The 11,012-nt window shown below is 47.8% G+C and carries 9 protein-coding genes; 7 read left to right on the top strand and 2 right to left on the bottom strand.

The window, feature by feature from the left end; genetic code table 11:
• A partial coding sequence (locus O3682_RS09220; RefSeq protein WP_371509741.1) for a hypothetical protein occupies nucleotides 1-293 on the top strand: 293 nt, incomplete at its 5' end.
• Between the two features lie 36 nt (nucleotides 294-329).
• Here the strand turns inward: O3682_RS09220 and pilC are convergent.
• Entirely contained in the window at nucleotides 330-3,791 is a 3,462-nt protein-coding gene (gene pilC, locus O3682_RS09215; RefSeq protein WP_371509740.1) for a PilC family type IV pilus tip adhesin, read from the bottom strand.
• Between the two features lie 500 nt (nucleotides 3,792-4,291).
• Here pilC and carA point away from each other — a divergent pair, with 500 nt between their 5' ends.
• The 4 genes from carA to O3682_RS09195 all read left to right on the top strand — a co-directional run bounded on the left by carA (nucleotide 4,292) and on the right by O3682_RS09195 (nucleotide 6,788).
• On the top strand, nucleotides 4,292-5,422 hold the full coding sequence (gene carA, locus O3682_RS09210) for a glutamine-hydrolyzing carbamoyl-phosphate synthase small subunit (protein WP_371509738.1): 1,131 nt from the start codon (nucleotides 4,292-4,294) through the stop codon (nucleotides 5,420-5,422).
• Between the two features lie 141 nt (nucleotides 5,423-5,563).
• Nucleotides 5,564-5,821, top strand: coding sequence for a SemiSWEET family transporter (locus tag O3682_RS09205; protein ID WP_016687622.1), 258 nt, complete (start codon nucleotides 5,564-5,566; stop codon nucleotides 5,819-5,821).
• Between the two features lie 173 nt (nucleotides 5,822-5,994).
• On the top strand, nucleotides 5,995-6,384 hold the full coding sequence (locus tag O3682_RS09200; RefSeq protein WP_371509736.1) for an endonuclease domain-containing protein: 390 nt from the start codon (nucleotides 5,995-5,997) through the stop codon (nucleotides 6,382-6,384).
• 212 nt (nucleotides 6,385-6,596) lie between these two features.
• Complete coding sequence (locus tag O3682_RS09195; protein WP_371509735.1) at nucleotides 6,597-6,788, top strand: hypothetical protein; 192 nt, start codon at nucleotides 6,597-6,599, stop codon at nucleotides 6,786-6,788.
• An 83-nt stretch (nucleotides 6,789-6,871) separates the two neighbouring features.
• Here O3682_RS09195 and O3682_RS09190 read toward each other — a convergent pair whose 3' ends face one another.
• Nucleotides 6,872-7,138, bottom strand: a complete 267-nt coding sequence (locus O3682_RS09190; RefSeq protein WP_371509734.1) for a hypothetical protein — start codon at nucleotides 7,136-7,138, stop codon at nucleotides 6,872-6,874.
• Nucleotides 7,139-7,192: 54 nt separating this feature from the next.
• On the opposite strand from O3682_RS09190, the gene O3682_RS09185 reads away from it, so the two are divergent.
• Nucleotides 7,193-7,753 carry a hypothetical protein gene (locus O3682_RS09185; RefSeq protein ID WP_371509733.1) on the top strand — a complete coding sequence of 187 codons (561 nt, stop codon included), beginning with the start codon at nucleotides 7,193-7,195 and terminating at the stop codon, nucleotides 7,751-7,753.
• Nucleotides 7,754-7,775: 22 nt separating this feature from the next.
• Entirely contained in the window at nucleotides 7,776-10,991 is a 3,216-nt protein-coding gene (carB, locus tag O3682_RS09180) for a carbamoyl-phosphate synthase large subunit (protein WP_371509732.1), read from the top strand.
• Nucleotides 10,992-11,012 lie beyond the last annotated feature (21 nt).

The raw sequence follows: 11,012 nt of genomic DNA, 5'->3' as shown, positions 1-11,012 counted from the left end.
GCGGTTTGCTGAAAGAAGGTGCTCATGGGAAATCCCCTAAATGTCTTGGTGGGAATTTAGGGGATTTTGGGGAATTTTGCAAAGGTCTCAGGCCGTCTGAAAAGATATTTTCAGACGGCCTTTTAACTTCTCAGCCAAATAGTAGAAATTTAAAAAAGAATAGCCCAAGTCTGTCGTTTAGCTCTATCCAAGCTTTCAATTTGATTAAACCTTGTTATATCTACAAACAAGGCTTTCCATTTTTTAATCCAGCATCTCTCAATTACTACCACTCAACAGAAAAGGCCGTCTGAAAAATTCAGACGGCCTCGATGCTTAAGCCTTACAGATTAAAAGAACAATTCACGCCAGCTGATGCGTTTGAGTCCGCATGTACGGCCTTGAACTTCCAGACTGTCCAATTGATTGGACAAGAGACTGCGATCACCTTTGGTTGCGAAACACTTATTGTTTGGCACGCTCGGCGTGGCGTTCAGCTCCTTATCCGTACCCGTGCCACCGCTATCACCATCGGCAGTTACCGGAGAATCGTCGGCTTTGCTGGAATTCATATAAGTAAAGTTGATAACGCCATCAAAAGTCATACCGTTGGCGTAATAAATCTGGCCATTATTCTCGCGTTTGATAAATGTACGATCCTTACTGGAGATACGCGCATCACGCAAGCTCAAACGGCCGCCGTTTTCGGCATTTACGCCTAGAATAATCGTTTTCGCTGTCGTTTGTGTGGACGTACTATCCGGCAAACAAACATCAGTACTGGAGGAATCAGTATGAATTGTTTTGGTTTCATACTTACGAATGGTTACAACGGCTGTACGCAAAATCATCGTCGGTTTGACAGTCACACGTTCATTCGGATCTAAAGTCAGACTCCAGCCTTTTTTACCTTCGCCAACCTTATTATCACTGACATAAATGTGTTCGCCGTCACTTTCTCTGGTTTGCTGTTCCAACTCACTACTTTTCGCCAAAACCGCATCAGTAGATATATCATCGTAAATACCGTAAACGGCATTAATTTGGCCATTAGTATTGGTCAATTCATTCTGATAAATCTCGCTACCCGTACCAAAAATGACGACATACTTATCTTTACTGCGGCGTGATACCGCAGGCGCAGACGTAATCGGTTGATTACCCGATCCTTGGAAAATCATTTGCGCAGACCATTTGGACGGAGTTTCACCACTCAAGTCAAAGCGGAACATATTGCCGTAACGGTCGCCGGCATAAGCAATATCGACAATACCGTCAAAATCGGTATCTACCAAAGTAGGAGTAGAGAGACCGCCTTTGCCATTCGGCGCAGGAATTTTAGCCAAGAGCTTGCCGGCACTGGAAACATTTTTACCGGTATCTTGCGTACCAGCTTCTTTACCCGTCATATCATAGATATACAAAGCCGTTTCATTGTCGGCACTGTTCACATCCTCAGTACGATAGCCGCTGGCCAAGAAACCCGAATAACGCACATTCGATTCCAGATTAACCGGGGTAGTATCGCGCTTGATAGACACACGACCAATTTGTGTCGAACCAATGGTATAACCCAGCTTATTACCAGAGCCTTTTTCTGTTTCAAACAAAGGTACAGTCTTATTCCAACCACTACGATCACTGTTCGCCACTGCACCAATATTCAACGCATACGCACCGCGTCCACCTTGACCCATCGCACCAAACATAAAGGTTTGCTTATCAGGCGTTTGGCGGAGAACAAAACCACCATTAACCATATAGCGGTGCGGCGTGCTGGAGCCGTAACCATCGCGAGCGACATCTTTCAGAACCTTGCCCAAAGTTGTCGCTTGACCTTGATCGTCCTCACGCTCCATGCCTGCCGGAATATAGCTGAGTTTCAAGTCATAAGGATTGCTAGTCGTACCATTACGGAAAATATGTACCATGCCGTCATTGGCAGCGGCGACCAAAAACTCTTGACGGTTGTCGCGCTTATCGCCAATAGCTGCAACCGAACCATCTAAAATATCACCTAGATTACGTTCATCTTTACTTGAATCAGCAGAATCTGTCGGACGAATTCGATAAGACTGGCTATAACCTTTTGTCTCCGCATCCGCTTTGATAATTTCATCACTACCTGCTCGACCAGTCCATTTCAGCAATGCATTTTTCCATTCCAACTTATCTTTTGCACTGCCGTCTGAAATGCCAAAATCGGCATTTGAAGCCTCATTGTCTGCAACTCTATCGATGAAATAGGTCTTGCTGCCGTCCTTAACCAAAGTAAGGCGGTTATTAAATGATGGCTGGTCAAACTTTGTCGTATTGATAGGCGTACCATCGCGGTTCAATTTATAAAACCGCAATTGACTACTCCAAGAGCTGGTATTCAAATGAACCGTTGCCGCCATATCGGGAATACCTGTACTGGTCGTTGCAGGCGCAGTTGAAGATGTTCCCTCAAATTTTGTTATTTTACTGTCATTTTCAATATTATCGACGATGGTCTTGAAAGCATCGAGCAACTTTTCAGGTTTTGAGGCATTGAAATACCAGTCTGGGCGACTGGCACCCTTTTCCAGATACTCTCTCCCGACTTTAGAGATTCCCTCACCAAAGCCCACGGTAAAAGTCTGAACCAATTGCTTACTATAATCTAAACCTTTAGGGTCGTTTGGATCACCATCCCAGCTCTTACCTGCATCATCTTTGCCATCTTTTTCTGTTTTGATGTCTTTTTCTGCCAAAGTCTGACTAAAGAATCGCATACCGCGTTTTTCATCCTTATAGTTCCTATCCCAATAAGGAACAATAATTTCGCCAAGGCCTTGGACTTCTTTCTTACCATCTTTTTCACCTAAAAGAACCCAATTCCCTGAAGCATCTTTTGCATAATCAGTATATTGACATTGAAACTTTTTCTCCCCTTCAGGAGTATTCAATCGCGGATCATAATTTGGCAGATCAAAATTTCCTTCAAGACCGTTTCCTGAAAATTTCTTACCTTGCCCATATTTATCTTCATAAGCTTTTACTTCAGACGGCCCGAAATATTGATATACAGACGTATCCGCACTATGCTCAATAGCACGGTAATAGTTTGAATAATAATAATTTCGATCATAGTTGAAGCTAGTATTACGAGATTTACGCGGATCCTCACCAGAAGCCTGATTACTACAACTTAAGTTCGCATCACCATCAGATACCACAACAACATAGGACTTCTGGCAACGGTATTTGATATTGGGGATAACGAAATTTTTGACGACTTCATAATAACGGCGCGTTGTCGGCGTAGCTTGGTAAGCCAACATCTCATCTACCTTTTTACTGACATATTCCCAGTTTCGACCGGCAGAACCATCCGTAAAGCCTTCAGAATCCTTCATATCGCCTTTGGTATCGTCTGGGCTAGGCAATTCTGCATATGCGTAAATAGCATTATTCTCTTTCCTTTTTTTCTCATCCCATTTCCAATACCGAGGATTATTGTGCAAAGTCTGCAAACCCCAGTTAAACTGATCTTTATATTGCGCCAAAACCTGCTTTAATGCCGATTTTGCAATGTTGATTTTTTTTTGCTCATCACGGACATGATAATCACCCTTTGCATCAGCCAACATACTGCCCGAGTCATCAATCAAAAACATAATATTGTGTTTGACTTTGGGTTGGCCGCTGACGTCGGTTTTGTTTTGCAGGTAAAAAGGAGTTTGGGCAAATTGCTGCGTATTTGCCTGAACGGAAATGCTGATAAGCGCTAAAGCGGAAGCGACGCTTGCATGAATGAGGCGATGGCGGCCTGATGGAGCGTTTTGCATAATGTGTTCTTTTTTCATCGGATAATCTCAGCTAAAAATGACGTTGTTTTTATTTTTTATGGGGCTACGATTTTAGCATAAACAGCCTGTTTCATGTTTGATTCGGCTGAATTTCCCTACACCTGCATTTCAAACACAACAAAAATGAAACAATCTGTCTGCTCAGTTTTAAGACGGCCTGACTGAATATTTAGTTCAGCCTTATTCATCAAGCATTTCAAAAGCAAGAGACTGTACCGTAAAGATAAAACGTTTTTAAATTATCGATTATTTGCTCTACGCTTGAAATTCCTATTACTTTGACTTAAAATACACTGCTTCTACGGCATAGACCGCTATGTCTGAAAAAGCACGTTACACAGCAAAATCAAAGCTGCGGAGCGTGTTTTTTTTTAGCCGAGATTTCCGAAGGCTGTCTTTTTTGTAAACAATTTTTATTTTTCAGACGGCCTGACCCATTTTTTTCGAACCGACCATCATCAGGCAAACAGGATTCCATCATGACCACTCCGGCTCTTCTCGTTCTCGCTGACGGCAGCGTATTTCACGGCACATCAATCGGTTACGAAGGTTCGACTTCCGGCGAAGTCGTGTTCAACACTTCCATGACCGGCTATCAGGAAATCCTGACCGACCCTTCCTACTGCAAACAAATCGTTACCCTCACCTATCCACATATCGGCAACACCGGCACCAACACCGAAGATGAAGAAAGCCGTAGCGTTTACGCCGCCGGTTTGATTATCCGCGACTTGCCGCTCTTACACAGCAACTTCCGCGCATCCGAAAGCCTGCACGACTATTTGGTACGCAACAAAACCGTCGCCATCGCCGACATCGATACCCGCCGCCTGACCACCCTGTTGCGTGAAAAAGGTTCACAAGGCGGTGCAATCTTGACTGGTGCAGATGCCACGGTTGAAAAAGCACAAGAACTGATTGCTGCATTCGGCAGCATGGTCGGCAAAGACTTGGCAAAAGAAGTTTCCTGCACAGAAACTTACGAATGGACCGAAGGCGAATGGGAATTGGGCAAAGGTTTCGTTACCCCTTCCGAACAGCCTTACCACGTTGTCGCCTACGATTTCGGCGTTAAAACCAACATCCTGCGCATGCTTGCCTCACGCGGCTGCCGCCTGACTGTCGTTCCGGCGCAAACCAGCGCGGAAGACGTGTTGGCACTCAATCCTAACGGCGTATTCCTGTCCAACGGCCCCGGCGACCCCGAGCCTTGCGACTACGCCATCAAAGCCGTACAAAAACTGATGGAAAGCGGCAAACCAATTTTTGGCATTTGCTTGGGACATCAGCTGATCAGCCTTGCAATCGGCGCAAAAACCCTGAAAATGCGCTTCAGCCATCACGGTGCCAACCACCCCGTACAAGATTTGGACAGCGGCAAAGTCATCATCACCAGCCAAAACCACGGTTTCGCCGTCGATGCCGACACCCTGCCCGCCAACGCACGCATTACCCACAAATCCTTGTTCGACAACACTTTGCAAGGCATCGAACTGACAGATAAACCCGTGTTCTGCTTCCAAGGCCACCCCGAAGCCAGCCCGGGTCCGCAAGACGTCGGTTATCTGTTCGACAAATTCATTGACAATATCAAAGCAGCAAAACAATAAAGCTGATTTTTTCAGATGGCCACACTCAACTCAACAACAGGCCGTCTGAAAACCAAACCTCAAAAAATATAAATTCAGGTACACACTCTCTCAACATCTACACAGTCTGAAACCCAACCCTCTAATCAGAAAGGAAAAACCATGACAGAAAAGCAAATGCGCATTCTATCCGTCGTCGCCACCCTAACCGCCGTCGGTATGTACGTTTCCTATATCCCACAAATCCAAAACAACCTTGCCGGCAACCCCGGCTCGCCGCTGCAACCCCTCGTCGCCGCCATCAACTGCACATTATGGGTTGCCTACGGCTTTTTGAAAGAAAAACGCGACTACCCCGTCATGCTGGCAAACGCACCCGGTATCATTTTGGGCTTGATTACATTTATCACCAGCTTTTAAGGAAGTTTTCAGACGGCCTGTGCAAAATAAAAACGCAAAAGGTCGTCTGAAAAAAGATTGTCTTGCCGCAACATTTAATTCAATCAGCAACCCCATCCCCTCTCCCGTGGGAGAGGGCTAGGGAGAGGGCAGCAAGCCGCAAGGCTTGCACAAACAGCAACCCGACAACAAAAATGAACCCGCCCGAAAAACTATTGACCGCCGACAACCCCGCCCTGCGCCAACGCGCCAAAGCCATGCGTCAAGAAATGAGCGAGGCGGAAGCAAAATTGTGGCAGCACCTGCGGGCAGGCCGTCTGAACGGCTATAAATTCCGTCGCCAGCAGCCGATTGGAAACTATATTGTTGATTTTATGTGCATAACGCCCAAGCTGATTGTCGAAGCAGACGGCGGGCAACATACAGAACAAGTCGCATACGACCACGCACGGACGGCATATCTCAACAGCCTGGGCTTTACCGTGCTGCGTTTTTGGAACCACGAAATTTTGCAGCAGACAAACGATGTTCTAGCGGAAATCCTGCGCGTGTTGCAAGAATTGGAAAAACAGCCTGCACGGTAGCAGATGGCTGATTTTGATTGGATTTTGAAAATAATAGTGTAAAGCTGCCTGAATTGAGCGTTTATAAAGGCCGTCTGAAAAGCAAAAAGCAGCCTGCACAACCTGTTTTCCTTGCAGAACCCTTAGCCCCAACAGCCCCCCCGTCCTCTCTCCCGTGGGAGAGAGTTAGAGAGAGGGCAACAAGCCGCAAGGCTTGTATTGGGGTGGTGAAGGTGTTGGAAAGGTTACTGCAATTCGGAGAATGCTCTCTCCCCAGCCCTCCCCCACGGGGGAGGGAGCAGGTTGCAGCAGGTTTCACGGTTGCAGGCGATTTGAAAGGCAACTTGGGTTTGCAGGCGTTGATTGCAGGTCGTCTGAAAAACAAAAAGCAATCTGCACACCCGTTTTCCTTGCAGAACCCTTAATCCCAACAGCCGCCCCATCCTCTCTCCCCGTGGGAGAGAGTTTAGAGAGAGGGCAACAAGCCGCAAGGCTTGTATTTGGGCAGTTAGGTGTTGGGAAAGATTACCGCAATTTGGAGAGTGCCCTCTCCCCAACCCTCCCCCACGGGGGAGGGAGCGGGTTGCAGCAGATCCAGGTGTTGCAGATCGTCTGAAAAAGAATGCCCGAAACATCGACAGCGAGAATTTTTCAGGTAACCTTTATCGCAAGGCAGATGAAACAAACGTCGCGAGCGTTTTTTCAGACGACCTTTGAATCCATCGGTAGCAACTGTATTTTTCACCCCGTCGGGCAAAAATACAGTTGCTACCATACAGGCTACGGCTTGCTTGCTTTATTGTTCATTTTTGATGAGTTAGGATAATTTATGACGGGAATTTCGCATGAAGAAGCTAGTAAGTGGGCAAAAAAAGAAATATTTGTTGGTGTTATGCTTGGATTATTTCTCGGTATTCCTGGAACATGGTTGGTACGAGAAGGTTTATATCAAGACAACAAAGAAATACTTAATAAACAAATAACAGACTTAAAGGAAGAAAAAAGTAAACTGGAAGAAGAAAAATCAACTCTAAGAGAAAGCCTTGCCACTTGTGAAACACAAAAAACAGGATTAGAAAACTCAATACAGAAAGATTATGTACGAAAAGAAGAGTTGAATCGCTGCTTGCAAGATTATGCCCAAAAATCAGATCAAAACCAAAGAATAAATGATCAAAATATAAAACTTTCATCTCAATTGCAAACAAAAAGCGCATGTTTACAAAGGCAACAGCACTTGCAACATCAGTTAGACAATATAAGAGAAGAACTCCAATCCGGATTTGCAAAAGGATTCGTTATGCATAGACTTACCGAACAAGACCGAAATGACCGACAAGTCCAGCAAGAACAACTTGTAGCACAGTTAAATCAAATCAATTGCCAATAATTTTCAAAGAAAGACCCTCCCCATGCCTAAACGTACCGACCTAAAATCCATCCTTATCATCGGCGCCGGCCCTATCGTTATCGGTCAGGCCTGCGAATTTGACTATTCGGGCGCACAGGCCTGCAAAGCCTTGCGTGAAGAAGGCTATAAAGTCATTTTGGTAAACTCCAACCCTGCCACGATTATGACCGACCCTGAAATGGCCGATGTTACCTACATCGAGCCGATTATGTGGCAGACGGTAGAAAAAATTATCGCCAAAGAGCGTCCTGACGCGATTCTACCTACCATGGGCGGTCAGACCGCGCTGAACTGTGCGCTCGATTTGGCGCGTAACGGCGTGCTGGCGAAATACAATGTCGAGTTAATCGGCGCAACGGAAGACGCGATCGACAAGGCGGAAGACCGCGGCCGCTTTAAAGAAGCGATGGAAAAAATCGGTTTGTCTTGCCCGAAATCTTTTGTCTGCCATACCATGAACGAAGCTTTGGCAGCGCAAGAACAGGTCGGCTTCCCTACCCTGATTCGTCCTTCTTTCACGATGGGCGGTTCGGGCGGCGGTATTGCCTACAACAAAGACGAGTTCTTAGCAATTTGCGAACGCGGTTTTGATGCTTCGCCTACGCATGAGTTGCTGATTGAGCAATCCGTTCTCGGCTGGAAAGAGTACGAGATGGAGGTTGTACGTGATAAAAACGACAACTGTATCATTATCTGCTCGATTGAAAACTTTGACCCGATGGGCGTGCATACGGGCGACTCCATCACTGTTGCGCCTGCACAAACATTGACCGACAAAGAATACCAAATCATGCGTAATGCTTCGTTGGCAGTGTTGCGCGAAATCGGCGTGGACACGGGCGGCTCAAACGTTCAGTTTGCGGTAAACCCTGAAAACGGCGAGATGATTGTCATTGAGATGAACCCACGCGTGAGCCGTTCTTCCGCATTGGCATCTAAAGCAACGGGCTTCCCGATTGCGAAGGTGGCGGCGAAACTGGCTGTCGGCTTTACGCTGGACGAGTTGCGCAACGACATCACCGGCGGCCGCACCCCAGCGTCGTTCGAGCCTTCCATCGACTATGTCGTGACCAAAATCCCGCGTTTCGCATTTGAAAAATTCCCTGCCGCAGACGACCGCCTGACCACGCAGATGAAATCTGTGGGCGAAGTAATGGCGATGGGCCGTACCATTCAAGAAAGCTTCCAAAAAGCCCTACGCGGCTTGGAAACCGGCTTGTGCGGTTTCAACCCTCGCAGCGAAGACAAAGCGGAAATCCGCCGCGAACTGGCGAACCCCGGCCCCGAACGCATGCTGTTTGTGGCAGACGCGTTCCGCGCAGGCTTCACACTGGAAGAAATTCACGAAATCTGCGCCATCGACCCTTGGTTCTTGGCGCAAATCGAAGACTTAGTGAAAGAAGAAAAATCGGTTTCAGACGGCCAGTTGCAAGATTTGGATTACGCCGCTTTACGCCGCCTGAAACGCAAAGGCTTCTCTGACAAACGTTTGGCACAATTATTGAACGTAAGCGAAAAAGAAGTCCGCGAACACCGCTATTCGCTGAATCTGCATCCGGTTTACAAACGCGTTGACACCTGCGCCGCCGAGTTTGCCACCGAAACCGCCTACCTCTACTCTACTTACGAAGAAGAATGCGAATCCCGTCCTTCCGATCGTAAAAAAGTGATGATTCTCGGCGGCGGTCCAAACCGTATCGGCCAAGGTATTGAATTTGACTACTGCTGCGTTCACGCCGCACTCGCCCTGCGCGAATCAGGCTTTGAAACCATCATGGTCAACTGCAACCCGGAAACCGTATCCACCGACTTCGACACCAGCGACCGCCTGTACTTCGAGCCGCTGACTTTAGAAGACGTATTGGAAATCGTCCGCACTGAAAACCCATGGGGCGTGATTGTGCATTACGGCGGCCAAACCCCGCTCAAACTGGCTAATGCATTGGTTGAAAACGGCGTAAACATCATCGGTACATCTGCTGACAGCATCGACGCCGCCGAAGACCGCGAACGCTTCCAAAAAGTATTGAACGACTTAGGCCTGCGTCAACCGCCTAACCGCATCGCCCACAACGAAGAAGAAGCCCTCGTTAAAGCCGAAGAAATCGGTTATCCGTTGGTTGTCCGTCCTTCTTACGTACTCGGCGGACGCGCCATGCAGATTGTTCACTCTGCCGAAGAGCTGCAAAAATACATGCGCGAAGCCGTACAAGTTTCCGAAGACAGCCCCGTATTACTCGACTTCTTCTTGAACAACGCCATCGAAGTGGACGTAGACTGCGTTTCAGACGGCCAAGACGTCGTGATCGGCGGCATCATGCAACACGTCGAACAAGCAGGTATCCACTCTGGCGACTCCGGCTGTTCATTGCCTCCATACTCTTTGGACGAAGAAATTCAAGATGAAATCCGCCGTCAAACTAAAGCCATGGCATATGCACTGGGCGTGGTCGGCTTGATGAACGTACAGTTTGCCGTACAAGACGGCGTGGTCTTCGTACTGGAAGTAAACCCACGCGCCAGCCGTACCGTACCGTTCGTATCCAAAGCCACCGGCGTACCGCTCGCCAAAGTCGGCGCACGCGTGATGGCTGGCATTTCGCTGAAAGAGCAAGGCGTAGAAAAAGAAGTCATCCCGGACTTCTACGCCGTTAAAGAAGCCGTGTTCCCATTCATCAAATTCCCGGGTGTGGACACCATTCTCGGCCCTGAAATGCGCTCTACCGGCGAAGTCATGGGCGTAGGCGCAAGCTTCGGCGAAGCCTACTTCAAAGCCCAACTCGGCGCAGGCGAACGCTTGAGCACAACCGGCAAAGTATTCCTCGCCGTACGCGATGAAGACAAACCGCTCATCGTCAAAACCGCACAAAACTTCCAAGCACTCGGCTACGGTGTCTGCGCCACACGCGGTACCGCCGAATACTTGAAAGAACACGGCATCATCGTGCAAGCGGTCAACAAAGTGCAGGAAGGCCGCCCACACATCGTGGACGCAATTAAAAACGGCGAAATCGCACTGGTGGTCAACACCGTCGGCAGCACAGTACAATCTGTTACCGACAGCCACAGCATCCGCCGCACTTCCCTCACCCAACGCGTACCGCAATACACCACCATCGCCGGCGGCGAAGCCATGAGCGAAGGCGCAAAAAGCCGCGAACACTTGGGCGTGTACAGCGTACAGGAATTGCATGGCCGTCTGAAAAACAAAGCCTAATCAATCCTATCGGATTTAAAT

It is taken from the genome of Neisseria sp. 27098_8_112 (assembly GCF_041433235.1).
Lineage (GTDB): Bacteria > Pseudomonadota > Gammaproteobacteria > Burkholderiales > Neisseriaceae > Neisseria.
The sequence above is the reverse complement of the archived record's forward strand: the minus strand, read 5'-3'. Positions and strand labels throughout refer to the sequence as shown.

What these genes read in the sequence shown, in the direction of transcription:
- pilC (WP_371509740.1), bottom strand. Translation starts at nt 3,791, where the DNA reads ATGCAAAACGCTCCATCAGGCCGCCATCGCCTCATTCATGCAAGCGTC.
- carA (WP_371509738.1), top strand. Translation starts at nt 4,292, where the DNA reads ATGACCACTCCGGCTCTTCTCGTTCTCGCTGACGGCAGCGTATTTCAC.
- O3682_RS09205 (WP_016687622.1), top strand. Translation starts at nt 5,564, where the DNA reads ATGACAGAAAAGCAAATGCGCATTCTATCCGTCGTCGCCACCCTAACC.
- O3682_RS09200 (WP_371509736.1), top strand. Translation starts at nt 5,995, where the DNA reads ATGAACCCGCCCGAAAAACTATTGACCGCCGACAACCCCGCCCTGCGC.
- O3682_RS09190 (WP_371509734.1), bottom strand. Translation starts at nt 7,138, where the DNA reads ATGGTAGCAACTGTATTTTTGCCCGACGGGGTGAAAAATACAGTTGCT.
- O3682_RS09185 (WP_371509733.1), top strand. Translation starts at nt 7,193, where the DNA reads ATGACGGGAATTTCGCATGAAGAAGCTAGTAAGTGGGCAAAAAAAGAA.
- carB (WP_371509732.1), top strand. Translation starts at nt 7,776, where the DNA reads ATGCCTAAACGTACCGACCTAAAATCCATCCTTATCATCGGCGCCGGC.